Raw genomic sequence first — 24,988 nt, forward strand, 5'->3', positions numbered from 1 at the left:
GTGGAACCCAGGGCCCACCATGTACTGATCGGCCTGTTTACCGTTGTCACCATTGCCGCCATCCTGTTGTTTGCACTCTGGCTGGGTGACTCGCAAGGCAACCGGGAATACACCTGGTACGAAATCGGCTTCCGCCAGGGTGTCAGCGGACTGTCCGAAGGCAGCCCGGTGCAATACAGCGGGATCGAGGTGGGGAACGTGGCGGAACTTCGGCTGGACCCGGAGAATCCCAGCCATGTATTGGCGCTGGTGCGCGTGTACGAGGATGTACCGGTCAGAGAGAATACCAAGGCTTCCCTGAGCCTGGCCAATATTACCGGCGCCATGACCATCCAGCTGTCCGGAGGCACAGCGGACAGTAAGATACTCAAAGGCGACCGGCGCAACCCGCCCTATATACAGGCAGAACCCTCCCAGCTCAGCGCATTGATGAGCAATAGCGAGAGCCTTTTCCAGCGGGCCGATGATTTCCTCACCAATGCCAACCAGTTCCTGTCTGAGGAAAACGCCGACAACCTCACCGCAGCGCTCGAAAACCTGCGTACCGCCTCGGATTCGCTGGTGGGTGAGAGGGAAAACCTCAACCGTGCCCTGGTGGCGGTTTACGAAGCGGCAGCGCGGGCCGAACAGACCTTTGAGCGATACGAGCGGCTGGGAAACTACCTGGACGAGCTGCTTGAGCAGGAAGGCCAGCCGATGCTCGCCTCAGCCCGCTCGGCAGCCGAATCCCTGGAACAGGCGACCATCCGTATCGATACCCTGGTGGCCGATAACGAAGGCTCGGTCGGCCAGGGACTGCAAAGCCTGGGGGAACTGGCGCCAGTCATGCAGGAGCTGGAAACTACCCTGCGCAACCTGCGACGGCTTACCCAGCGCCTGGAAGAGGATCCGGGCAAGGCGCTGCTGGGTCAGGACCCGATTCAGGAGGTATCACCATGAAGCCCTGTCGTCTTTTTCGTCCCGGTATCTTAAAAGCCGCCGGCACCGCTGCCCTGGTTTTGGCCCTGACCGCCTGCAGCGTTTCACTGTTTCCCGAGAAACAACCTCAGCGGCAATTCAGCCTGCCCTACCATTTCCAGGCGGATTCATCATCCCCCCTGGCACAAGGTGGTGTCCCGGTGCTCAGAATTGACCGGCCGCGAGCAAGTGGGTTGATTGGGAGTAAACGCATCGTACTTGAGACTCGCCCCAACGAACTGGCGGCCTATGGCAGTGTGCGCTGGGTAACGGAAGCTCCTGAACTGCTCCGCGACCACCTGCTACGGGCACTTCGGGAGGATCCTCGAATAGGCACGGTGGTTTCCGACGACAGCGGTGCCGCCAGTCAAATTACCCTGAATTCCTCGATGCTGGAGTTCCAGGAAGACCGCGCAGGAGACCCGCGCCGGGTTCGCCTCTTCCTCCAGGCCCAGCTGGTGGAGAACGGCAGCCGCGCCGTCCTTGCAACCCGGGACTTCCGTATCAACATACCCCTGCAAAGCGATGTAACGGGGGGCTCGATAGAAGACGCTGTAACCGCTTTCGGCCGCGCCGCGGACCGGCTTTCCGCCGAAGTAGCAGACTGGGTGGCCGGGGTCCTGGAGAATTACTGACGCTGTTCCGTTTCCGGAAACAGGTCCGGCCAGGCTGCCTGCAGATACAACACCATGGACCAGAGCGTGAGTACGGCAGCAAGGTACAGCAGTGCAGTGCCAAACCACGCAATCGTCCCCCCGGGCGGAACCGCAAGCAGCATGATGATGGATACCATCTGCGCGGTGGTCTTGATCTTGCCAATATAGGAAACGGCAACACTGGCACGGCTACCGATCTCTGCCATCCACTCCCTCAGGGCCGAAATGACGATCTCACGACCGATGATAACCATGGCCGGAACCGTGAGAATAAAGCTGGCGTGCTCCTCGATGAGTACCGTCAGCGCCACGGCCACCATCAGCTTGTCCGCCACCGGATCCAGGAATGCGCCAAACGGGGTGGACTGATCAAGCTTGCGGGCCAGGTAACCGTCCAGCCAGTCAGTGGCCCCGGCAATGGCGAAAATGGCTGCACTGACCACATAGCTCCATTGCGCCGGCAGGTAGAAGATTGCCACGAAGACCGGAATCATCACGATACGGGACAGGGTGAGGATGTTTGGCAGGTTCATGGATTCCTTACTCATCGTGTAATGCGGCATAAATGGATTCAGCCAGGGTCTTGCTGATGCCCTGTACCTTGGCAATTTCATCGACTCCGGCATCACGCAGCGTCTTTACGCTGCCGAAATAGCGGATCAGGTCCCGACGGCGTTTGGGCCCTACCCCCTCGATACCTTCCAGTGTCGACTGCCGACGTTTCTTGTCCCGTCGTGCGCGATGCCCGGTAATGGCAAAGCGGTGGCTCTCATCCCGGATGTGCTGGATCAGGTGCAGGGCCGGCGAATCCGGTGGCACCCGGAAGACCCGACCGGTCAGGGCGTCAATCAACTGCTCCATACCCGCCCGCCGGGTAACGCCCTTGGCGACACCAATCAATGGAATATCCCGTATGCCCAGTTCCTCGAACACTTCCCTGGCCATTCTCAACTGACCCTTACCGCCATCAATCAGCACAAGGTCAGGGCGTTTGCCTTCGCCGTTGACCATCCGGCGGTAACGGCGTGTCAGCACCTGTTTCATGGCAGCGTAATCATCGCCGCCGGTAATCCCTTCAATATTATAGAGTCGGTAATCGCTCTTGAGCGGGCCATTCTCGTCGAAAACCACGCAGGATGCGACCGTGTTTTCCCCATGGCTATGACTGATGTCGAAACATTCCATACGGGACGGGGTTTCCGCCAGGTCCAGCAAGTCACGCAGGGCCAGTAAGCGCCGGTACACGGTTTCCTTGCTGGCAAGGTGGGTCATGAGGGTCTGGCGGGCGTTGGTCTGGGCGAGTTCGAGCCATTTGCGGCGCTCCCCACGGACGTTCTGCCGGATGCGGGTTTCACGGCCAGCCTGGTCACTGAGGGCCTCGGAGAGGAGTTCATGCTCGTCCGGCATGGCGGTTACAAGTACGTCCCGGGGTATCTCTCGCCGGGTGGCGCTACCAAAATAGAACTGGCCGAGGAACGCCGCCAGCAGTTCAGCGTCGGTCTGTTCCAGCGAGAAACGCGGGAAGTAATCTTTGGTTCCCAGCACCCGACCGCCCCGCACTATGATCACCACCACGCAGACAATACCGGCGTCCTGGGCCATGGCAATCACATCCGCATCGCCACTCTCGCTGTCGATAGCCTGCTGCTCCTGAACATGGCGCAAGTGGTTGATCTGGTCACGACAGGCTGCAGCCTTTTCAAACTCCAGGTTAGCCGCCGCCTGCTCCATGCTGTCCATCAGGTCACGGATAATGGCGGGGTTCTTACCTTCCAGGAACATGGTGGCGTGACGCACATCCGCCTGGTAATCCTCCGGAGTGATATACCCGACACACGGTGCGGTACAACGATTGATCTGGTACTGAAGGCATGGACGGGTTCGATTTCTGAAATAACTTTCAGAACAATCTCTTATGCGGAATATCTTCTGCAGGATGTTAAGGCTTTCCTTGACCGCTCCCGAGCTGGGATAAGGCCCGAACCAGGTGCCCTGCCCCTTCCGGGTTCGACCCCGGCGGAAGGTCAGTGACGGATAGTCGTCATGCCCGGAGAGGTAGATATAGGGGTAGGATTTGTCATCCCTCAGCAGGATATTATATGGCGGCCGTTCGGACTTGATCAGGTTTTGTTCCAGCAGCAGCGCTTCTGTCTCGCTGCCGGTCACCGTCACTTCGATGTGGTGGATACGGGTAACCAGGGCGGCCGTCTTGGGCGCCAGGCCGGACTTGCGGAAATAGCTGCCTACCCGTTTTTTAAGGTTGCGGGCCTTGCCCACGTAGAGAATGTTACCGCCATCATCGTACATGCGGTAAACGCCAGGCCGTTCCGTCAGCCGTTTGAGGAATGCCTTGCTGTCAAATCCCTGGTCGTTGCTCTCCCGGGGCGGGGTGTCAGACCTTGTCGGCATCAAGCAACCCGAATCGAACCGCCATAAGCGCCAGCTCCACATCGCTGGAGATTTCCAGCTTCTCGAAAATGCGGTAACGGTAACTGTTGACCGTTTTCGGGCTCAGGCAAAGCTTGTCGGAAATATCCTGCACCTTCTGGCAATCGACCACCATCATGGCGATCTGCAACTCACGTTCCGAAAGGCGGTCAAACAGGGATTCGTCCTGGTCTTCGGAGTCGCCACCCAGTTGCTTGAGCGCCATCTTCTGGGCAATTTCCGGGCTGATGTAGCGTTGGCCAGAGTGCGCCTTGCGGATAGCCCGGACCATTTCGTCCAGGTCAGCACCCTTGGTGATATAAGCCGTGGCCCCGGCCTGCATCACACGGGTGGGGTACGGGTCGTCGGCGCAGGCAGTAACAACAATGACCCGAATGGAGTCATCCAGGCGAAGAATCTTGCGGGTCGCTTCAAGGCCACCAATACCGGGCATGCGGATGTCCATCAGCACAATGTCTGGCCGGCGCTGGCGGACGGCCTCGATGGCGGCTTCCCCCGACGAGGCCTCGCCAACCACATCAATGTCCGGGTTATCGGCCAGCATCCGGGTAATTCCCGAACGCACCAGGTCATGGTCGTCTACAACGAGTACGCTGATCAATGTTCACCTCTCGCTACCTGTCCCGCGTAGCGGAACACCGGAACAATGCCTGGATATACAACAATAGTGTTTCGGCGATTGTACCGCCTACCAGAATCAACGAATAGCCTGCACATCAATATCTTCGCGGGTCACCAACCGCTCCATTTCCCGAGGATCACCAGGCATCAATGAAGCGGTCACTCCGGTTATACCCCTGCCGACTGTCCGGCGGTGAAGACTCAAGGCCACGGATAACCCAGCGCCGGGTTTCTGCTGGGTCTATGACCGCGTCGATTTCCAGGAAGCTGGCCATGTTCATGCCCTTGCCGTGCTCATAGGCCTTGGCCACCATTTTCTCAAAGGCTGCCTGCCGTTCGTCGGGGTCTGCAATCGCCTCGAGTTCCTTGCGGTACCCGAGCCTTACTGCGCCTTCCAGCCCCATGGCGCCGAACTCGCTGCTCGGCCAGCCAATGGTAAACATGGGCGAATGGAAGCTGCCAGCCGCCATAGCCTGGGCCCCCAGCCCGTAACCCTTGCGCAACACCACTGTAAAGAACGGTACCCGAAGCTTGGCGGCGGTGACAAACATTCTGGACACGTGACGCACGGTGGCTTCCCGCTCGGCGTCCGGCCCCACCATAAAGCCTGGGGTATCGCACAATGACAGAATGGGCAGCCCGGCGATGTCACATAACTGCATGAAGCGTGCAGCCTTGTCACCGGAAGCAGCGTCGATTGCGCCACCGAGTACCGCCGGGTTGTTGGCCATCAGTCCAAACGGGTGTCCCTCGATGCGTACCAGTGCAGTGACCAGGCCCGGTGCAAACTCCTGGCGGAGCTCGGTTACCGAAGCTTGGTCCGCCAGCGCCCGGATAACCCGGCGGATATCATAGACCCGCAACCGGTTTTCCGGAATCAGGTGACGGAGCAGGCGCTGGTCTTCCGCACTCCAGTCCGGCGTACCTCCTTGCAGGTAAGACAGGTACTGTTTCGCCACAGCCACTGCCTCAGCCTCATCCTCTACAATGATGTCGACCACCCCGTTCGGCCCCTGCACCGACACCGGGCCCACCTCTTCGGGAGTGAAGCGGCCCAGGCCGCCACCCTCGATCATGGCCGGGCCCGCCATGCCGACCGTGGCATCCCGGGTGGCAATGATGACATCGCAACAGCCAAGCAACGCGGCATTCCCGGCAAAACACCGCCCGGAAACGATACCAACAAGCGGGACCCGGCCAGACAGGTTTGCCATGGCCGTGAAGGTGTGACAATCCAGCCCTGCCACCCCAACGTGGTCGGTGTCCCCGGGTCGGCCACCACCACCCTCGGCAAACAGCACCAGGGGCAACTGCCAGCGATCAGCCAGTTGCAGCATACGATCGGTTTTCTTGTGGTTCATCATGCCCTGGGTGCCGGCGAAAACCGTATAATCGTAGGACATCACCATGCAGCGAGCGGCTTCGGGCCCTACCTGGTCCCGGTTGACCGTGCCGATTCCGGCGATCAGGCCATCCGCCGGGCTCGATTCCATCAATTCGTCCATGGGAACCCGCCGACGGCGGGCTGCCAGGGCAAGCGCCCCGTATTCCGTGAAACTGCCCTCATCCATCAGGTCAAGGATATTCTCCCGGGCCGTACGCTGACCGGTCTTGCGTCGCCTGGCGACAGCCGCCGGCCGCCGGTGATCCTGCAACCGGTCATGGCGCTCCAGGACATCCGCCAGGTCCTCGCGAATCTTTTCCAGGTCCCAGCTCTCCTCAGTCAGTATGTCTTCGGCGACCGTGCCATCCATCGCGAGGTGGAACAGTGCCTCGCCCTCCCGCAGGGTTGTACCCTCCCCTGCCAGGACTTCCCTGACCTGACCCGCTGAGGTGGCTTTCACCTCGAACTCCATTTTCATGGATTCGATGATGGCCAGCACCTGCCCGGGGGTAACGGTCTCACCGGAAGACACGGCAATGCGAACCACCGTGCCCTGCACCGGAGTGTTAACGGCGGCCTGGCCTTCAGGCAACTCCGGGGCCTGACTCCCGGTTTTTTGAATGCTGTTCGTCGCCGGTTGCTGCGCCTGCTCGAAAAAGTAACGTGGATGAGCATCCTCCCGGGCATCGCTCAGCTGAGCCATCCGTTCTTCCACCAGGGCGGTGGTCACTGACCAGTCGGCCATTTCAGGCAGGCGGGCAAGGTTGCGGAGAAACTCCAGGTTGGTATCGATGCCTTCAACACGGAATTCGCACAGCGACCGGTAGGCCTTGCGCATCAGTTCATTGAGTGGGCCCTGGCCGGACACCACCAGCTTTGCAAGCAGCGAGTCATAGCCACCGGTGTTCTGGTAGCCAGCATAGCCGGCGCCATCGACGCGAATTCCCGGTCCGCCCGGCGGCTCGTAGACCGAAAGGGTACCCGATGCCGGCATGGCCTGGCCGTCCGGGCCCTGGGTCTCCATATTGATTCTTACCTGAACCGCGCTGGCTGCGCCCGGTTCGGCGGGAGTACCGGCCAGTCCAAGCTCGGCCAGGGTCTTGCCGGAAGCAAGTGCCAACTGCAAGGCAACCAGGTCCTGGCCACTGATCATCTCAGTAACCGTATGCTCAACCTGCAGGCGCGGATTGGCTTCCATAAACACAAAATCACCGGAACCAATATCCAGCAGGAATTCGATGGTCGCCAGTCCCTGCAACCCAGCCGCGCGAGACATGGCGAGGGCCGCATCAATCATCCCCTGGCGCTGCCCCGGGGTAAGGTGAGGGGCCGGAGCCAGCTCAACCAGCTTCTGGCGCCGACGCTGCAGACTGCAATCACGGTCCCACAGGTGGGTTACCGCACCGGTTTGGTCACCCAGAACCTGGACTTCAATATGGCGGGCGCTAGCCAGCAATCGCTCGGCATACAGTGAGTCATTACCGAAGGCTCGCTGCGCCTCGCGCTGACAGGCCTGCCAGGCGGATTCCAGTTCCCCGGCGTTGAACACGGGGCGCATTCCGCGACCGCCACCGCCGGCCACAGCCTTGAGCATCATACCGGCGGAATCGCCATGGTCAGCTTTAAGCTGCCCGAGGAACACGCTCGCCTTGTCCAGGGTAAGGTCGCCATCAGTACCCGTCGCCAGGGGCACCCGGCACTCCCGGGCCAGGTCTCGCGCCCGGGCCTTGTCGCCGAGCAGCGAAAGGCAACCGGCGGATGGACCGATAAAGACCAGGCCGGCTTCCTCGCAACGACGTGCAAAGTCGGGGTTTTCGCTAAGAAAACCGTACCCCGGGTGGATGGCATCACAGCCTTCGGCGCGGGCCAGCTTTACCAACTGGACAGCATCCAGATAGGCCTCTACGCCCTGCCCGCTCAGCACCACTGCATGGTCCACCCGACGGACATGGAGGGACTGAGCATCATCAGGCGCATACACGCCGACAGAGCGTATTCCGGCCTCGGAAAGGCTACGGGCGATACGGATGGCGATCTCACCACGGTTGGCAATCAGGACACTGCGAAAACTGGCCATGAGCATGTTTCCATTTATTGTTGATCAGCCGCCGGCACACTTCGTGTAAAGGAAGGCAACCGGGTTTTCGGGAGAGTCATGATAAAGGGGAAACCCCATCAACTGAACCGGCTAATGGTTATAACCTTCCATGCATGGAATTTATTGGCCTGGCGGATGCCCCAGACCGGCGGCGTTTTCCACCGGATCAAACCAGACGACCAGGTCACCGCGACGAACTGCGGACAGTACCCGGCTATGCTCCTGCAAGGGGCTCTCCTGATCGTTCAGGCCGTGGTACCGGGTGCAATACTCCTGGACCAGGCCTTCCAGCTGATCCTCTGTCAGCAGTGCCGTATCAACGACAAAGGGTTCCTCGCGAGGGTCCTGTTGCGGGGTCTTCTCGGTCTCTTCCACGGATTCAGCTCCATCAGCAAAGGTCGGCGGCCATGATAACGGAACCAGGCGTTGCAGTCGCAGGTCAGGCCTCCTGAACCTCGAAGCGGGCCCCGATCTCACGAATGACCCCAGACTCCAGTCGCAGCGCATCACTAACGTTTCGGGTCTGCTCCACCGATCGCACCAGCAGGTCAGCGCTGTCGGAGAGGGTGCGGCTTCGTCTGCCAACCCGTTCGATATTCTCACGCTGGGCAAAGACAGCACTGTCGATAGTCTCGCTGAGGGTGGCCAGGCGGTCAAAATGCTTATCAAGGCTTTCAAGATGGTCCCGTAACTGTATAAGTTCATTCCGGTTTTCATCTCCTGCCGAACGCATTTCCAGCAGTCGATCCTCAATGCTTTGAACGTTTTCCACCAGGTCATTCACCCACTGGCGGATTTCCCCGGTTGAGTCCGAAGTACGCCGGGACAGAGTGCGAACTTCATCCGCAACGACCGCAAAACCACGGCCATGCTCCCCCGCCCTGGCAGCCTCGATGGCCGCGTTCAAAGCCAGCAGGTTGGTCTGCTCGGCAATATCGGCGATCACACTGACCACCTGCTCTACCTTGCCTGCAGAATTCGCCAGCACCTGTATGGCGGCCGATACCTCACCAATGACCGCCACCGTATGTTCGGCCGCCCGCTCCGAACGCTGCAACCCATCCTGCACACCCTGGTTTCCCTCAAGTGCGGTGGCAATGGTTGCCCGGGAGTCCCTCGCCGACTCTTCTACACGATTTGCCTGGGCGCCAATCTCCTCCATGGAGCCTGACACCTCGTCTATCTGGCTGCGCGTCCTGGCTGAGGCCTGCTGCACGGTTTCCGCCTGCTCTTCCAGGGTACGAGCACGATCATCCAGGGAGGCTGCGGCATGGCGTATGTCATGGATGAACCGGCCGAACCGGGTTACCAGACTATTGATGGCGGCTGCCACACCGGCAACTTCGTCCCGCCCTGATATCTCGGGGGGCTGTCGCAGGTCCGAATTGGCCTCCATTTCACGCAGGGTCAGCTCGGTGCGGCGCAGGCGCAGAATCACTGAGTGACGGAGCCAAAGGGTCATTCCCATTACTAACAAAAGAAATACCAGTGATCCGGCCAGGAGGTACCCTCCCTGCCGATCCATAAAGGCAAGCAACCGGGTAGCACTGGCCTGGATAGTTTCACGACGCTTGAGCTGCTCCCCGCGGATGGCCAGCAAAAGTGGTTCCACGGCCGGCATCAAGCGGAAATCGACCACTTGGCCCACCTGGTAGTATGAGCGAGCCCCGATTCCTTCCGACATGGCCCCAAGAAGTTCCTGAACCCTGCCGAAGTCGTCCTGATGCCCTTGTGCCCAATCGGAAAGCCCCGGGTTCGCGGTTAGTGTCTGCCAGTGCCCGGGCAGCGTCACCTCAAGCTGGCTGAAGGCCGGCTCAATCTCATCCCACAGCAGCAACTGGGCCTTGGTCTTGTAGGAAAGATCCTGAAGCTGGCGCAGCGACTCATCCAGTGCCGACAACTGCCAGCTCTGTTCCAGGTCGTCGTTGATCAGGGAGTCAGTCGCGCGCGACGACTGGGCAATGATCGACCAGCTGACGGCGCCCAGCGCCGCCAATGCGGCCAGGGCGAGAAAGGCGAAGGTGAATATACGGGCGCGAACAGTGGCGAACATGGCAACTCCGGATCAGATGCAATGCACGCACCCTAAGTCGCCTATATGACAGTCCGGTTTCAGAAATAACGCAACAGTGCGGTTTACGGTGAAAAATTGTAAAAACCAGTAGGTACCAAACAACAGTAGGCAGGCACAGGCGGCCGCGGTATGATTGGCGGTTTTTCCACGCTCCGAGGATCCTCCTGACACCCATGAGCGCCGTACTCTTTCGACAAACCCTCCCCATCCTCTTCGGTTACCTGCCCCTGGGTATGGCTTTCGGGGTGCTGTTTACCGCACAGCTGGACTATGCCTGGTGGTACGCTCCTCTGATGGGGATCACCATCTTTGCCGGTGCCGGTCAGATACTGGCCGTGAGCCTGATCGCCGCCAGTGCGGGCCTGCTTGAAGTCTTCGTGGCCATGTTCGTGCTTAACGCCCGCCACCTGTTCTATGGCCTGTCCCTGCTGGGCCAGTTTCGGGGTGCCGGCTGGCGCAAGCTCTACCTGATTTTCGGGCTGACCGATGAAACCTACTCCCTGCTGACCAGCCGGCCCAGGCCGGGCACGAGGAGCGAGGAACAGCGTAATGACTTCCTCATTACCCTGTTCAATCAGCTCTACTGGGTAGTGGGATGCGCCGTGGGGGCACTTCTGGGCGACAACATGGCCTTTGACAGTACAGGCATCGAGTTCGCCCTTGTGGCGCTCTTCATTGTGCTGACCATCGAGCAATACAAGGCCCTGGGCGAGCAATTCCCCCTGTGGACAGGTGCCCTGGCGGCGGCCATAGCCGTGACACTGCTGCCGACCGCCCATCAATTGATCGGTGCCGTGGTTATCGCTACGGGCACACTGTTGCTGCAATATCGCTGGCGCAAGAGCCGGCGCGAGGGGCCTGCCCATGGATAACACCACCTATATACTCGCCTTTATCGCGGTGGCGACCGTGGCGACGTTCATGACCCGGGTGATCCCGTTCCTGTTCCTGTCCAGGCACCATGAGCACCCATTACTGCTGCACATTGGGCGCTATCTGCCAGCCGCCGTGATGGCCCTGCTGGTGCTGGTGTTTCTGCTACGATCAGCCAACTGGACAGCCCCGGCCTTCGGAGCCGACGCCCTGATCCCCAGCCTGGTAGTGATCCTCCTTCACCTTTGGCGCAGAAATGCCCTGCTCTCCATCGTCGCAGGCACTGCCGTCTACATGGCTATCCAGCAAACGAGTGTGTTCACCCTGTAACCCGCCCAATAATTTTTTCCTCCAACGGTTGCCAAGCCCAAAAAAAACCATTACAGTTTGCGCCCTCAAATGAGCGACAATGTCGCTGATTTGGAACAGTTTATTGGAGAGGTGGCCGAGTGGCTGACACCAAGGCCGCCAGGCCGACTGAACGTCGGAGCAAAGCGACGACGGCCCCCGAAGGGGGTGAGGCCCGCAGGGCCGAATAACGCGCACGCCTGGAAAGTTCGCTTGCAGAGCAAGCGCCGCGCGATAAATCAGGCACAGTTATACCGTTTTGGAGAGGTGGCCGAGTGGCTGAAGGCGCACGCCTGGAAAGTGTGTATACGTTAATAGCGTATCGAGGGTTCGAATCCCTCCCTCTCCGCCAATACGAAACCCCAGCAGAAATGCTGGGGTTTTTTTTATTGGCCGTGAGGGCGGGTGAGAAGCCTCGTGGGTTCGACCGGAGGCTGCAACGCAGCGGAAGGAACGTCGGAGCAACGCGACGACGGCCCCCGAAGGGGGTGAGGCACGAAGTGCCGAATAATCCCTCCCTCTCGCCTTAGAGCCGCCTGATAACCTCAAACCCCTTTTCACACGGCCCCAGGTACCAGCCACCAAACAGGTTATAGTGGTTGAGAAAGTGGTAGAGATTATAAATCACCCGCTTCCGCTGGTACTCCCCACTCAACGGTCGCCTGGCGTTATAGGCATCATAGAAAGCCGGGCCGAAGCCGCCGAACATTTCGGTCATCGACAGGTCGGCTTCGCTGTCGCCGTAATAGACCGCAGGATCAATCAGCCAGGCGGTCTCTTCATCGAACAGGGCGTTACCGGACCAGAGATCGCCGTGTAAAAGGCTGGGACCCAGGCTGTGGTCGTTTAGCCAGTCCACCAATACCTGGCGCCGGCTTTCAAGTACTTCTGTAAACTGCCTACGGATGGAAGCGTCGGAGACCAGCCTTACCTGGTAGCCCAGTCGGTAGTCCAGGAAAAATTCACCCCAGTTGTCGGTTTCCCGGTTTTTCTGGGGGTTAAGGCCAATATAGTTATCCCGGCCAAAACCGTAACAGGCCTGGGGCAGGCTGTGTACGGCGGCCAGCCCCTCTCCCAGCTTTGCCAGCAGGTCATCGGTCTGGCGTTTTGGAACTATGGCGGCCATTTCCATCCGTTCTTCATTGACCGAATAGACCTGGGGCACCCGCACGGTAGATACACCCGCGATCTCGAGGGCGTTGCGAAGCAACTCAAGCCCCTCCGCCTCTCGGATCAGGGCGTCGGCATAACCGGTTTCATTCCTCTTGGTATACACAACCCCCCCTGTTCCCGGGACGCCTGCTAGCAGACATGACATCCAATGACTGGCTGAGTTCCGACTTGTCAGGGACACATGCTACGGCAATCCCGGAGCGTAAAGCGTGATAGCATTCAACGATCCCTGCTTATTACCTGACCTATTTAACTCCCTGTTCCACGCAGGGAGAAGTTAAGGAATGTTCAGTTTGTATACAGTTATTGAGGTTTTTCTGCAAACACTGGCTACCACCCTTCCGGTGTTCGCCATGGTGTTTATCGGGCTGGGGCTGAGGAAGCTCGGCTGGATAGACGCGGCCTTTGTGAATACCGCCTCAGCACTGGTCTTTAAAGCAACGCTGCCCACTCTCATCTTCCTGAGCATCCTGCGAGCGGACCTGGATACCGCTTTCAACCCCCAGCTGCTGGGTTTCTTCGCCCTGGCCACCACAGGCAGCTTCGCCCTGGTGTGGACCTGGGCGCTCTGGCGCGTCCCTCGTGCCGACCGTGGCGTCTATGTGCAGGGGGCTTTCCGTGGCAACTGCGGCATTGTTGGCCTCGCACTGGCAGCCAGTCTCTACGGCGACTATGGCCTGTCGGCGGGCGGGATCCTGCTGGGGCTGGTGATTATCTGCTACAACATTCTGTCAGTACTGGTATTGCTGACCTACCAGTCCGAACAGAAGCTCCGCTGGGGGAAAATTCTTGGAGATATCGCACGCAACCCACTGATTCTGTCAGTACTGATATCGATACCCTTTGCGTGGTGGGAGGTATCCTTCCCCGAATGGGTGATGACCAGCGGGGACTATTTCGCCTCCCTAACCCTGCCCCTCGCACTGCTGTGTATCGGTGCAACCGTCTCGGTGAGTGCGATCCGTAAAGAAAGCGGGCCGGCGATGGGCGCCAGTATGTTCAAGATGGTTACGCTGCCCGCACTGTGCACGCTGGCGGCCTGGGCGGCAGAATTTGAGGGCCGTGAGCTGGGGCTGATGTTCCTGTATTTTGCCAGCCCAACGGCAGCCGCCAGCTTTGTGATGGTCAAGGCTCTGGGAGGGAATGCACGGATGGCGGCCAATATCGTCGCCATCACCACGCTGCTGGCCAGTGTGACGGTAACCCTTGGCGTCTTTATCCTGCAGAGCGCAGGCTTGATCTGACAGGGGATTGCTCAGGCCGGTTTCACAGCCAGCCAGGCGGCCCCCCTCACCCCACTCGAATCGCCATGAATCGCTCGAACCACAGGCGTATCGCACTCGCCACCAAACACGTAGTCCGGAAGACGGCGGGGTAATTGCTGATAAACGGCTTCAAGATTGGACAACCCGCCACCGAGCACAATGACATCCGGATCCAGCAGGTTGATAACGGATGCGAGCCCCCGGGCCAGGTGGTCCAGGTATAGGTCGAGGGTTTCCTGTGCCCGGATATCGCCCTTGGCCGCAGCAGCGACGACCTGCTGGCTGGTGCACGTTTCTTGCCATCGCAACTGATGGGTCAGCGCCATGCCGGTACCGGAGAGGAAGGTTTCGTTACAACCCCGACGCCCACAGAAACAGGGGCGCTCGTCCAGTTCCCGCTGACTGGTCCATGGCAAGGGATTGTGGCCCCACTCCCCCGCTAACCCATTGGGCCCGGTAAGTAGCTGCCCCCCGATACTGATCCCCGAACCACACCCTGTCCCCAGAATGGCCGCGAAAACGACCGGAGAATCTGCACCAGCACCATCGGTCGCTTCCGAGAGGGCAAGGCAGTTGGCATCATTGGTCAGGGTCACCGGGCGGCACAGTATCCGGGCAAGGTCCTCCGCCATGGGCTGACCGTTCAGCCACGTGGAATTGCCGTTCTTTACCCTTCCCGTCAGCCGGGAGACTGAACCGGGGATCCCCACCCCCACCGGCAATCCGGAACAGCCCGCATGGAATTCAGCCTCGTGCACCAGCCGCTCAATGGTCGCGAGGGTTCCCTGATAATCTCCGTGTGGGGTAGGCAGGCGCATCCTGAAGTGCTCACGACTGGCGGAGTCCAGCAGGATAACTTCGGTCTTGGTCCCACCCAGATCTACGCCAATCTGCCACTCTGAGGTCATAGGGTTACCGGTTAAACAGGTTAAGCAGGATAGTCAGCACGATGCTGATAATGATCATGGAGGTAATCGGCACAAATACCTGGGTTCGCTCCGAGCGCCAGTGCAGATCGCCGGGCAGCTTGCCGAACCATTGAACCAGTCCGGGAGCAAAGTGGAGCACCAGGCCGATAACCAGCAGGATAATGCCTGCAATAACAAACCAGCGTGCCATACTCAGCCTCGATCACTCATTACGGCCCTGATCCACCATAATGAGTTCGTCCAGGTCAAAGCCATTGGCACGGGCGGCCTCTCGAAACCTTTCCATGGCCTGGTCGCTTACCGTGGGCGTTCGCGACAGGAACCAGAGGTAGTCCCGGTCATATCCGGTGACATAGGCGTACCGGTAATTGTCATGGTCCAGGCCAAACACTACGTAAGATGCGTAGAAAGGACCGAAAAACGATACCTTAAGGTGAGCTGTTGTCTCGCCCTCCACGAACCGGGCCTTGCCTTCGGCTTCCTGCCATTCGCCATCTTCTGGTGAATAGCCCCGGTTGATAACCTTAATGCTGCCATCCTCGTTCAGTTCGTATTCGGCGGTGACGCTTTCAAGCCCCTCCTCGAAGGAATGGTCATACCGGGCGATCTCGTACCAGGTGCCCAGATAGCGGTCCACATCAAATCCCTGCACCGGCTCTATGCCCTCGGGCAGGCTGGTACACCCCGCCAGGGACAGGCCGAGTACACTTACAATGACAGTTCTGATACCCATATCTATACCCTGCTGACAAAGTGAATGCTGGCAAATACGACGACTTTTCCCATCAGGTTTCCTGGTCCCGGATCTTACCTTCCCGGATGGTCTCCCGCGCTTCCTGGTGTTCCTCCGCATCCGCCTCTGGTGTTTCATGCTCGCCCGCGCGGGCCGGGCGGTAGCACAGGGTAACCAGCATCGGGAAATGGTCGGAACCGAAGTACGCCAGGCGTCGAACCTGCTTTACGGTGAAATGCTCACTGGTGAACACGTGGTCCAGAGGCCAACGGAGAAACCAGTGGCCAGCGTGGAATGTGCTGAACATGCCCCGGCCCCGTCGTGGATCCAGCATTCCGCTGACCTTGCAGAACAGGCGGGTGGTCCTTGACCAGGCCACATCATTCAGGTCGCCTGCCACAACCGAGGGCAAGCCCGATTCACGGATTTCCTGCCCGACCAGTAACAACTCCGCATCCCGCCACAACGATTCTTCACTCTCGCTGGGGGCCGGCGGCCGAGGGTGCAACGCGTGAAACCGGAAACGGCTCCCCTGAGGCAGGCGCAGCCAGCCGTGAATAGACGGAATATCGTCCTGGATCAGGTATTTAACCTCGGCGTCTTCCAGCGGCAGCCGGGAGTACAGGTGCATACCGTACAGGTTATCCAGGGGGATGCGGATTATGCAGGGCCATTCTCCGAAGGCCTCGTCCAGGCGATCTCCCCACCACTGATCCGATTCAAGCGTCAACAGCAGGTCCGGTTGCTGGTCTTTAACCTGGCGGATCAGTCCGTCGCTGTCCCGGTTCGGGGTTAGCACATTGGCCACCATCAGGGTGAAGCACCGTTCGTCCTGCCCCGATTCAGCGGACTGAACCTGCAGCGGCCACAGACGGGTCCAGGGCAGGATGCGAAAGAACTGGACGACCAGAACCAGCACCGATGCCGGAAGGACCCAGGCAAACCACTCACCAGCCAACGGTGAGACCACTGCAAGGAGCAGCGCAAAGACCGCAATCTGTATCCTGGGGAACTCGCAGGCCCTCACCCACCAATCATGCACCGGTACCTTGCCGAGAACAGTAACAGTCACCAGTAAAAGTGCCAGTCCGAGCAGTATGAGTCCTGTCATAACATCTCCTGGTGGCAAGGTCTCGTGCAGCGCCTTGGCCGCAGGCCCAAAGCGCTGCCTTTACCTATTCAATCCTGCCCCGCCTGGTTTGGCAAATCACGATGCCGATAAGCACCAAAGCAGGAACAGAGCCTGACACAGCTACTGTCCATTTTCGACACAATCATTGATGGATCCGGGAATCCAAACAAAAAAGGGCCCCGAAGGGCCCAAGAGAGTGCACAACTATCTGGTCAGTTGGCTGTAGCTCGTTGATACCTGGCCTCGCCAAGCAATGGGGAATCCACTTGGCTCTGGGCTGCGCCCCGGAGTAACGGCGCTTCTGATTCCACCGGCACCTCGAACACGTGGTAAGCCTCGGGCCCGAAGGGATCCAGGGCGGTATCGAGGTAACCATAACTGTCTGGTACCGGGTCACCGGAGAAGGCCAGGGCAAACTGGCGCTCCACGGTAGGGGTCGTAATGTTCAGGGGCTGCTCGACCCACAGGTAAACCCCCTTGTCCGGCACCAGGTACTCGCAGCGGACAACCCGGAAGCCCTGCTTCAGTGTCAGCCGGGTCGGCTCCCGGGAGAGGTCGATACGGAACTTGTGAATGGTTTTCATGGCAGGTCCTCCTCTGTGGAACACGCTGCCAGTATCCCGTGGCCAGGCACCTCAATAAATCATATTTAACAAGATTGAAAGTTCGGTTTTATCGAACTATTTGGTTCCGCGCAGACCTCGCCAGCGGTTCCCGGCTCATTCCTGGCCGATAGACCCCCTCGGCTTGATGATCGCGTCAACCGCCGGATGGTGGATCTGTCCAGCGCGGGTGACCGCAAAGAGCACATCACGGACTTCTTCAATACTGGCGATGGCTTCCACCTGGTACTGTCGGCAAACCTCGGAGGAAATGGCGGTAGGGGCGGCGAAATACCCCACCCCCTGCCGGCCAAAGACCTTGATCAGGGCACTGTCATCCACCTGTGCGGTCACCCGCACCCGAACCCGGTTACCGGCGAACCAGTTCATCAATTCAGTAAAGTACGGAGCGTCCAGGGAGGTGGCCAGGAAAGGCGCACCGTCGAGGCTGCCAGGGAAGCCGTCACGCAACTCACTGGCCAGTGCTGGCTCGGCAAAAAGCGAAATCGATGAACTCGCCAGGCGATGGGCCTGGAACGCCCCGGCCCGCTCCGAGGGGGGCTGCCTGTCCGTCAGCACCACATCCAGCTCCTTGCGAGCGAGCCGGTCCAGGAGGTTATCGGTATCACCGGTCTGGCAATGCAGACGCACTTCCCGGCTCAGGCCAAGCGCCGGCGCGAGGAGGTGATAACCGATCAGTTTGTGAATGGACGCAGAAAGCCCCGCTGACAGTGTCAGCGGTCGATGCTCCGGTGGCTGCTGCAGCAGTTCCGACAAAGACTCCGCAGTGGTGAACATCTCGTCAGCGTACCGGAAGATGGTTTCACCAAAGTCCGTTAACACCAGGCGACGATTGCGACGGTGGAACAGGGCCCCGCCTAGCTGGTTTTCCAATGAAGCCAGCTGTCCGCTCAGGGTCTGGGCCGTAAGGTCCAGTTGCTCCGCAGCGCGGTTCAACCCACCTTCCCGGGCAATCATCCAGAAATGATAGAGATGGCGGAAGTTAAGGTCTTTCATAGCGCTACCCGGTCAAATAACAACGGCTCCAGTGGAGCAGGATTGTAATACTTTGCAATGTCCAGTCCTAACTGGCCTATATCCGGCTATACTCTCGACCAGCGGCCATCTGCCCACCCCAGGCAACCGGATTTAACCGGGAACCTGCCTCCATGGCCCGGCCTCAGAGAGCATCAAACCAACCTGATCCATAAAGTATTCATAATGTCATTGCTGTCGAAACTGATACCGGTGTGCATTCTGTTGTTGCTAGTTCCTGCGGCCAGTCATGGCACCTCGGGCAACCCGCCAATTGAGGCCAGTTATTATCTGCTGGAAGACCCGGGCCAGGATCTGACGATACAGCAGGTCAGACAAAGGCCAGTTGCAGACTGGCAACCTCTGGTCAATCTGGCACCCAACTTCAGTTTCAGTAACAGTCGTTACTGGATAAAACTTGAGCTCACCAACAAGGGTGAGGAACCACGGCAACTGGTGCTGGACCTGGAGCAGCCGCTGCAGGACTATATTGACGCCTGGTATATCTCGTCAGCCGGCGACGTGCTTGACTATTGGCAAACCGGCGACCGTCGTCCAGCCGAAGCCCGACCGCTAGCTTATCGTGGATTCGCCTTTCCCCTGCAGATTCCGGGGCACGACGCTCGCACACTTTACCTGGGCCTTGATACCCACGACGGGCTCTACGACTCTCTTCCGCTCTCATTAACGTCCTACCTTGAATTCCATAACAAGCGGCAAATCGAGAATCTCTGGTTCGGATTCTGTTACGGAGCCATCGTGGTTCTGCTGCTCTACAACCTCATCATTGGGCTCGTCACCCGTTCAGGCAACTTCCTGAGTTATAGCCTTTACCTCGCGATGTTTCTGCTGTGGAATCTTCCGTTCCGGGGTTACGCGTCGTATTTCAGCCTGCCGGGCGGCACCTGGTGGAATAACGCAGCGGTTGGTGTGTTCTCCGTTTGTCTATTCCTAACCCTGAACGCGTTCACCCTGCGTTTTCTCCAGCTCACACACAATGCGCCCTGGCTTCGGAAAGGTCTGCTTCTCGCGTGCGGACTCATGTTGTACCCGCTTTGGCTGGCGATAATCGGAGTCTACAGCACCACCTTCGCAGTCCTGATTCCAATTGCCATGATCAACATGGTGCTGATCCTCCTCGCGGCTACACGCCTCTCCCTGCAAGGGAATCGCAGTGCAAGAATATTCCTGCTCGCATGGACACTCTTGATTCTCTCTGCATTTGCTTACTACGCCAGGGTACTGGACCTGCTGCCATCCACGTGGCTTACCGAGAATGCGCTCAACATCGGGTCGCTGGTCGAGATGCTTGTACTGGCCCTTGCACTGGCTGACCGAATCAAACAATTGGAACGACAGCAGCTTGAAGACAAAACCTCCCTCATCCGCAGGGAACGGGAACTGAAAGAGGAACTCCAAAAGCAGGTTGACCAACAGACAAGGGAGCTCCGTGAAGTCAATCGCCGACTGGCACAGGACTCCGTCACGGATTCACTCACTGGCCTGCTCAATCGCCGGACATTTCTCGAATCGCTGGGCAATCAGCTGAAACATGGCAATCGCACTGGATGCAAAACGGCGTTAATCGTTCTGGATATTGACCATTTCAAGAAAGTAAACGACCTCTATGGACATCCGGAAGGCGACCGCGTGCTCCAACAGGTTGCGACCCTTATCCGTAAACACTGGCAGCGCACCACAGACCAGCTCTATCGGCTTGGCGGTGAAGAGTTTGGCATTGTCGTCAGTAAGACCCCGGCGGCGTACCTCAGGGATAAGCTGAGCTCACTGAGTTCCAGTCTGTCAGAGTCACTTACGGGTCCGGCTGGCGAGAGGGGACTGACAGTGTCCGCGGGGGTTGCCATTATCCCTCCGGATGAACAGCTGTCAGCCGAGCAGGTGTACTCCCTTGCGGATAAAGCGCTGTATGAAAGCAAGGTGGCCGGAAGAAACACCTGTCGTTTTATCCTGCCTGGGCAGGATTCCCTTACTGAGGCTGAGGTGCCAGCTGATTTCTGACTCGCTATCCGGATCACTTTTTGCGGTAAATAATACCCGGATGGCACTGCACCATTTCGTAGAGGTGGGAAAGCCCGTTCAATGATTCGGAAGCGCCCAGGATAAGGTAACCACCCGGGTTCAGGCAGGCGTGCATACGGGTGAGGATGTCTTTCTTGTGGTCAGCAGAGAAATAGATCAATACGTTCCGACAGAAAACCAGGTCGAACTTCCCGAGCAGGTACCGCTCCAGCAGGTTCATTTCACGAAACTCGACCATGCGCTGGACCTGTGGCTTGACCTTCCAGCCCCCGCTGGGCAGGGAGGAGAAAAAATGCCTCTGGCGTTCCGGCGACAACCCCCTGCCCAACGCGAGCATTTCGTATTCACCCCGCTTGGCCGTTTCCAGTACCGGCCGTGAAATATCCGTGGCAACGATTCGTACGTCGCTTTTCAACCGCCCGGGCTGGAAACGCTTGTATTCCTCGATGACCATGGCGATGGAATAGGGTTCCTGCCCTGTGGAACAGGCAGCGGACCAGATTCTCAGGGGCTGGGTGCTGTTACGTGCAGCCAACTCCGGCATGAGTTTTTCGGAAAGGATGCGAAACGGGTGGGTATCCCGAAACCACAGGGTTTCGTTGGTGGTCATCGCATCGATGACGGTTTCCCTGAGCTGGGCCGATCCGGGACGCTGCAGGCGACCGAGCAGGTCCCCCAGCGAACCCATCCCATTATCCTCCAGCAGACGACGCAGCCGGCTCTTGACCAGGTACTGTTTGTTATCGCCCAACAAAATGCCAGAGGCATCCTGCAGGAACTTCTTGAAGGCCTCATATTCCTGTGGCGTGATATCAGCTTTCATCGAATCTCTGCAGTTGCCCTATAGGTCAAACCATGGGATTTGCCGACTGTCTTACCCACGATCCAGAATTTCCATGACCCGCTCAGCGAGTTCGTCCGGGCTGAACTTGGCCATGAAATCGTCAGCACCCACCTTCTGTACCATGGCACGGTTGAATATGCCGCTAAGGGACGTGTGAAGCATAATGTACAGGTCTTTCAGGGCAGGGTCATTCTTCAGGCGCGCCACCAGCGTGTAACCATCCATCTCGGGCATCTCAACATCCGAGATCACCAGGGAAACATGGTCAGTAATGCTGCTGCCGTCCGCCACCAGCCCCTGAAGATACTCCAACGCCTGTTTGCCATCGTTCCTTGACTCCACCTCAAGCCCGATAGCCGTAAGGCACCGAATCATCTGACGACGGGCAACGGAAGAGTCATCCACGACAAGCACCGGCCTTGAAGCACTGCGATCCCGGGTGTTCTTCGAGAGAACCGCCTCGGTCACGTCCTCGCTCAGTGGTGAAACCTCCGACAGGATCTTCTCCACATCGATCACTTCCACCAGGGCGTCGTCCATGCGGGTAACCGCAGTGAGGTAGACATCCTTACCTGCGCCCTTGGGCGGCGGCATAATGTCTTCCCAGTTCATGTTTACGATTCGGTCCACCCCGGTCACCAGAAAGCCCTGGGTACGCCGGTTATACTCGGTGATAATCACGAAACTGGTAGCAAGCTCCTCGGCAGGGATGCCCGGCCCCCTGATCGCCATGGAAAGGTCGATGATCGGAATGGTCTCGCCCCGGATATGGGCCACGCCACGAACCACTGACCGACTGTTGGGAATGGATGTCAGCCTCGGGCACTGCAGCACTTCCTTGACCTTGAAGACATTGATGCCATACATCTGCCGCCCACGTAGGCGGAAAAGCAACAGCTCCAGACGGTTTTCCCCTACCAGCTGGGTGCGTTGGTTAACACTGTCAAGGACGCCTGCCATCGAAATAGTCTCCGAAACCTGTACTGAGACCCACGGCTTCCGGAATGTCGGATTGCCAGCTGGGCACGGTAGTTGCTTTATTGTCGTCAAGCAGCAGTTTGAACAAGCCAGTGACGGAATTCCGCCGCGGTGCCGGTGACTGCTTTCCACCCGCAGTTGGGGCATTGTAACGCCGCTTTCCCATGGCGTATGTAACGGCTGGTATCCGGATTAGTTTAACGGGCTGCGCAAACGATCACATCATTCGTGTCAGGCAGGTCACATATTCCCCTGCCCTTCAACAGCATAGGACAATGCCGGGTAAATGCGCATTCTGATAACGCTTACGCTCATCCTGTTTTACAGCGCCACCACCCTCGGCTCTGAAAAGACCGAGGCCAGTGACATCCTGGCAGCGGGTCAGCTGTTTATGGAGGAGTTCGTGGAGACCCATGCCAGCCAAGGCTTTGACGCAGAGTACACCCTCGGCAACCTGGACCCGCGACTGGCGCTGGCACCCTGCCCGGAAGACGGCATTGATGTCTCGTTCAGCAGCGATCCCTGGCAAACCACGCAGCCTTCCCTGATGGTGTCCTGCCAGGGCAAACGTCCATGGCGCATGTATCTGTCGGTTTCACTCGATATCTACGGCGATGCCCTGATCGCCGCCCGACCACTGAGCCGTGGTGACCGGCTGACGGCAGCGATGGTGGCGACCGATCGGGTTGTGGTTAATGCCATTCGCCGTGGCACCATTACGGACCGTGAACAGCTGCTGGGCCTGGAACTGAAACGCTCGGTTAATGCGGGCACCCCCTTTACCCCGGACCTGGTGACCTCACCGGATGCGGTGGCCCGGGGGGACCATGTTATGATTACCGCCAGAAGCGGTTCGTTCGCGGTTAAAACCCGGGGGAAGGCCCTCGCGAACGCCCGGGTGGGTGAGCAGGTACTGGTGGAAAATCTTTCCTCTGCCCGAAAAATCCGCGCCAGGGTTACGGGGCCTGGGCAGGTTGAAATCACCATGTGACGTACCGGCAGTGCATTGCCGGCCAGCGGCAGCGTCATGCCACAGTGCGCTTTCTGACTGGCCAAACATGAAGAAAGTTTTAACTAAAGTTGCAGTAAGCCCGGCCGATAAAGGGTCAGAGACACATTTCGACCGCCATGGAGCGGCATGAGACAAAGAAGGTAATCGTCATGACAGTTGACTTCAACGGAATCGGCAACAGTCAGGTTAACAGCCCGCGCACCTCTGCGGATAAAGGTGCAGCCAAGCAGCCTGCTCAGCCAGCGCCCGCAGAACAGGCCAAGGCCCAGGCGCCAGCGGCCCGGGGCGAAAACGTCAACCTGAGCAAGCAGGCCAGGGAAATTCGCCAGATGGGTGAAAGGCTGGAGAGCACCCCGGAAGTGGACGACAGCCGGGTTGAACAGATCCGTGCTGCCCTGGCCGATGGTTCTTACAAAGTGGATGCCGAAAAAGTGGCCCAGAAAATGCTTGAGATGGATGAAAGCATTTTTGGGTGAGGTAGACCATGTCCACCACAGACAAACTCCAGGCGTTGCTGAACCAGGACCTGGAGCAGCTCCGGCAGCTTGAAACCCTGCTGGAAGAAGAACAAGCCCTGCTGGGCGATGCCGACGTTCGGGCTATAGAGCCAGTGACCAGCCGCAAGAACGCCCTGCTCGGGGACATCCGCGAACGGGCCCGCCAGAAAGTCCACCTGCTGGTGGAGATGGGGTTCCGCCCGGATCAGGGCCACCCCTCCCGTTTTATCCGCAGTGCCGGACTGACCGAGCTCTATCAGAGCTGGGAGGCCGCCCAGTCGGTCCTGGCCCGGTGTCACTCCCTGAACCAGCAGAACAGCAAGGTTGTAGCCCACCTGCAGAGCCGCCTGTCCCGTCTCACTGACATTTTCCGGGGCAGCTCCGGACAGCAAAAACTGTACGGTGCCACCGGCCAACAAACCTCCGTTGGCCAACGGAATATACTGGCCAGTGCCTAGAGTCCCGACCCGGTATCCCTTCATGGGACACCAGGCGGGGCAACGCACCTGTAGTCCAGGTTATCCGGACGGCACCGTCCCCTGGCGCAGTCCGGTACCGTTGTTACCACCGAGTACTAATTCGGAGCAGTTGACGACCCTCTTCCCGGCAGGTTCTGTTAGACTCCCGTGCAACCTCTCACGAACCGGAGCCTGTCATGGATTTCTGCCCGCGCCCCAAGTGTTTCCCCTTGTTTTCCAGCGCCCTGTACCTGGTCTTTGCTGCGATGGTCGCCCTGGTGACAACGTTTCCCGCCCACGCCCAGCAGTCCGGTGTCAGCGACAAAGCGCTGCCGGAGGTCCGTGTTTCGACCACTGAGGGTGCCTTCAACATCCGCCTGCGCCCAGATTTCGCGCCGAAAACCGTGGCTAACTTCCTCCAGTACGTGGACGACGGATTTTACGATGGCACCCTGTTCCACCGGGTAATTCCCGGCTTCATGGTGCAGGCTGGCGGTTTTGACCAGGACATGAACCGCAAGGACACCCGTGACCCGGTGGAAAACGAGTCCCGCCAGACCGCCAAAAACCTGCGGGGTACGATTGCCATGGCGCGCACAGCAAACCCGGACTCGGCCACTGCCCAGTTTTTCATCAACCTGGTGGACAACCCCCACCTAGATGCTACCCGGGCCAGGCCTGGCTATACGGTGTTTGGTTCAGTGACTGAAGGCATGGGCGTTGTCGATGCCATCGGCAAGGTCTCCACCACCCGTCGCAATGGCATGGGTGACGTACCCGTCGAACCGGTCGTGATCGAATCGGTCAGGCGTATTGATAACGGCCAATGAT

25 protein-coding genes, 1 tRNA gene and 1 other RNA gene are annotated in these 24,988 nt (G+C 58.9%); 12 read left to right on the forward strand and 15 right to left on the reverse strand.

Going from position 1 to position 24,988, the window contains the following annotated elements:
- Window positions 1-939 carry an MlaD family protein gene (locus BM036_RS00125; RefSeq protein WP_091848208.1) on the forward strand — a complete coding sequence of 313 codons (939 nt, stop codon included), beginning with the start codon at window positions 1-3 and terminating at the stop codon, window positions 937-939.
- Complete coding sequence (locus BM036_RS00130; protein ID WP_091848209.1) at window positions 936-1,592, forward strand: ABC-type transport auxiliary lipoprotein family protein; 657 nt, start codon at window positions 936-938, stop codon at window positions 1,590-1,592. Before BM036_RS00125 ends, BM036_RS00130 begins: the two co-directional genes overlap by 4 nt.
- Here BM036_RS00130 and pgsA read toward each other — a convergent pair.
- The 6 genes from pgsA to BM036_RS20415 form a co-directional block, all read right to left on the reverse strand.
- Window positions 1,586-2,146, reverse strand: coding sequence for a CDP-diacylglycerol--glycerol-3-phosphate 3-phosphatidyltransferase (gene pgsA / locus BM036_RS00135; RefSeq protein ID WP_091848210.1), 561 nt, complete (start codon window positions 2,144-2,146; stop codon window positions 1,586-1,588). The genes BM036_RS00130 and pgsA overlap by 7 nt on opposite strands.
- A 7-nt stretch (window positions 2,147-2,153) precedes the next feature.
- Window positions 2,154-4,022 carry an excinuclease ABC subunit UvrC gene (uvrC, locus tag BM036_RS00140; protein ID WP_091848211.1) on the reverse strand — a complete coding sequence of 623 codons (1,869 nt, stop codon included), beginning with the start codon at window positions 4,020-4,022 and terminating at the stop codon, window positions 2,154-2,156.
- Entirely contained in the window at window positions 4,006-4,662 is a 657-nt protein-coding gene (uvrY, locus tag BM036_RS00145; protein WP_091848212.1) for a UvrY/SirA/GacA family response regulator transcription factor, read from the reverse strand. The genes uvrC and uvrY overlap by 17 nt, the downstream gene beginning before the upstream one ends.
- Before the next feature lie 157 nt (window positions 4,663-4,819).
- Entirely contained in the window at window positions 4,820-8,149 is a 3,330-nt protein-coding gene (locus BM036_RS00150; protein WP_091848213.1) for a carboxyl transferase domain-containing protein, read from the reverse strand.
- A gap of 135 nt (window positions 8,150-8,284) precedes the next feature.
- Complete coding sequence (locus BM036_RS00155; protein ID WP_091848214.1) at window positions 8,285-8,539, reverse strand: hypothetical protein; 255 nt, start codon at window positions 8,537-8,539, stop codon at window positions 8,285-8,287.
- Between the two features lie 64 nt (window positions 8,540-8,603).
- The gene (locus BM036_RS20415) at window positions 8,604-10,217 is read right to left on the reverse strand and encodes a methyl-accepting chemotaxis protein (RefSeq protein WP_091848215.1); all 1,614 of its coding nucleotides are present in this window, start codon (window positions 10,215-10,217) and stop codon (window positions 8,604-8,606) included.
- A 194-nt stretch (window positions 10,218-10,411) separates the two neighbouring features.
- Here BM036_RS20415 and BM036_RS00165 point away from each other — a divergent pair, with 194 nt between their 5' ends.
- The 4 genes from BM036_RS00165 to BM036_RS00180 all read left to right on the forward strand — a co-directional run bounded on the left by BM036_RS00165 (window position 10,412) and on the right by BM036_RS00180 (window position 11,987).
- Complete coding sequence (locus BM036_RS00165; protein ID WP_091848216.1) at window positions 10,412-11,110, forward strand: AzlC family ABC transporter permease; 699 nt, start codon at window positions 10,412-10,414, stop codon at window positions 11,108-11,110.
- Window positions 11,103-11,441 carry a branched-chain amino acid transporter permease gene (locus tag BM036_RS00170; RefSeq protein WP_091848217.1) on the forward strand — a complete coding sequence of 113 codons (339 nt, stop codon included), beginning with the start codon at window positions 11,103-11,105 and terminating at the stop codon, window positions 11,439-11,441. The genes BM036_RS00165 and BM036_RS00170 overlap by 8 nt, the downstream gene beginning before the upstream one ends.
- Window positions 11,442-11,720: 279 nt before the next feature.
- Window positions 11,721-11,811 (forward strand) — tRNA-Ser (locus BM036_RS00175).
- Window positions 11,812-11,844: 33 nt separating this feature from the next.
- Window positions 11,845-11,987, forward strand: a non-coding RNA gene (locus BM036_RS00180) — RtT sRNA.
- Here BM036_RS00180 and BM036_RS00185 read toward each other — a convergent pair.
- Window positions 11,986-12,735 carry a fructosamine kinase family protein gene (locus BM036_RS00185; RefSeq protein WP_245742379.1) on the reverse strand — a complete coding sequence of 250 codons (750 nt, stop codon included), beginning with the start codon at window positions 12,733-12,735 and terminating at the stop codon, window positions 11,986-11,988. The genes BM036_RS00180 and BM036_RS00185 overlap by 2 nt on opposite strands.
- A 190-nt stretch (window positions 12,736-12,925) precedes the next feature.
- Here BM036_RS00185 and BM036_RS00190 point away from each other — a divergent pair, with 190 nt between their 5' ends.
- Window positions 12,926-13,876, forward strand: coding sequence for an AEC family transporter (locus tag BM036_RS00190; protein WP_281246997.1), 951 nt, complete (start codon window positions 12,926-12,928; stop codon window positions 13,874-13,876).
- 11 nt (window positions 13,877-13,887) lie between these two features.
- Here the strand turns inward: BM036_RS00190 and BM036_RS00195 are convergent, their stop codons facing one another.
- From BM036_RS00195 to BM036_RS00220, 6 genes are all read right to left on the reverse strand, one after another.
- On the reverse strand, window positions 13,888-14,805 hold the full coding sequence (locus tag BM036_RS00195; protein WP_091848220.1) for an ROK family protein: 918 nt from the start codon (window positions 14,803-14,805) through the stop codon (window positions 13,888-13,890).
- Window positions 14,806-14,809: 4 nt separating this feature from the next.
- Window positions 14,810-15,016 carry a DUF2905 domain-containing protein gene (locus BM036_RS00200; protein WP_091848221.1) on the reverse strand — a complete coding sequence of 69 codons (207 nt, stop codon included), beginning with the start codon at window positions 15,014-15,016 and terminating at the stop codon, window positions 14,810-14,812.
- A gap of 12 nt (window positions 15,017-15,028) precedes the next feature.
- Window positions 15,029-15,559, reverse strand: a complete 531-nt coding sequence (locus BM036_RS00205; protein WP_091848222.1) for a lipocalin family protein — start codon at window positions 15,557-15,559, stop codon at window positions 15,029-15,031.
- A 52-nt stretch (window positions 15,560-15,611) separates the two neighbouring features.
- A complete protein-coding gene (locus BM036_RS00210) occupies window positions 15,612-16,670 on the reverse strand; it encodes an endonuclease/exonuclease/phosphatase family protein (RefSeq protein WP_091848223.1) in 1,059 nt (352 codons plus the stop codon).
- Window positions 16,671-16,903: 233 nt separating this feature from the next.
- Complete coding sequence (locus BM036_RS00215; protein ID WP_245742381.1) at window positions 16,904-17,275, reverse strand: DUF7352 domain-containing protein; 372 nt, start codon at window positions 17,273-17,275, stop codon at window positions 16,904-16,906.
- A gap of 135 nt (window positions 17,276-17,410) precedes the next feature.
- A complete protein-coding gene (locus BM036_RS00220) occupies window positions 17,411-18,310 on the reverse strand; it encodes a LysR family transcriptional regulator (protein ID WP_091848224.1) in 900 nt (299 codons plus the stop codon).
- Window positions 18,311-18,514: 204 nt separating this feature from the next.
- On the opposite strand from BM036_RS00220, the gene BM036_RS00225 reads away from it, so the two are divergent.
- Complete coding sequence (locus tag BM036_RS00225; RefSeq protein ID WP_177185952.1) at window positions 18,515-20,347, forward strand: sensor domain-containing diguanylate cyclase; 1,833 nt, start codon at window positions 18,515-18,517, stop codon at window positions 20,345-20,347.
- A 13-nt stretch (window positions 20,348-20,360) separates the two neighbouring features.
- Here BM036_RS00225 and BM036_RS00230 read toward each other — a convergent pair whose 3' ends face one another.
- On the reverse strand, window positions 20,361-21,191 hold the full coding sequence (locus BM036_RS00230; RefSeq protein WP_091848226.1) for a CheR family methyltransferase: 831 nt from the start codon (window positions 21,189-21,191) through the stop codon (window positions 20,361-20,363).
- Window positions 21,192-21,242: 51 nt separating this feature from the next.
- A complete protein-coding gene (locus BM036_RS00235; protein WP_091848227.1) occupies window positions 21,243-22,172 on the reverse strand; it encodes a chemotaxis protein CheV in 930 nt (309 codons plus the stop codon).
- A 304-nt stretch (window positions 22,173-22,476) separates the two neighbouring features.
- Here BM036_RS00235 and flgA point away from each other — a divergent pair, with 304 nt between their 5' ends.
- From flgA to BM036_RS00255, 4 genes are all read left to right on the forward strand, one after another.
- Window positions 22,477-23,181 (forward strand): flagellar basal body P-ring formation chaperone FlgA, encoded by a 705-nt coding sequence (flgA, locus tag BM036_RS00240; RefSeq protein ID WP_091848228.1) that lies wholly within the window; start codon window positions 22,477-22,479, stop codon window positions 23,179-23,181.
- 170 nt (window positions 23,182-23,351) lie between these two features.
- The gene (flgM, locus tag BM036_RS00245) at window positions 23,352-23,678 is read left to right on the forward strand and encodes a flagellar biosynthesis anti-sigma factor FlgM (RefSeq protein ID WP_091848229.1); all 327 of its coding nucleotides are present in this window, start codon (window positions 23,352-23,354) and stop codon (window positions 23,676-23,678) included.
- Window positions 23,679-23,686: 8 nt separating this feature from the next.
- Entirely contained in the window at window positions 23,687-24,157 is a 471-nt protein-coding gene (locus BM036_RS00250; protein WP_091848230.1) for a flagella synthesis protein FlgN, read from the forward strand.
- Window positions 24,158-24,354: 197 nt separating this feature from the next.
- Window positions 24,355-24,987 carry a peptidylprolyl isomerase gene (locus BM036_RS00255; protein ID WP_091848231.1) on the forward strand — a complete coding sequence of 211 codons (633 nt, stop codon included), beginning with the start codon at window positions 24,355-24,357 and terminating at the stop codon, window positions 24,985-24,987.
- Window position 24,988: the final 1 nt, after the last annotated feature.

Source organism: Marinobacter segnicrescens (genome assembly GCF_900111555.1).
GTDB classification, from domain to species: Bacteria; Pseudomonadota; Gammaproteobacteria; order Pseudomonadales; family Oleiphilaceae; genus Marinobacter; species Marinobacter segnicrescens.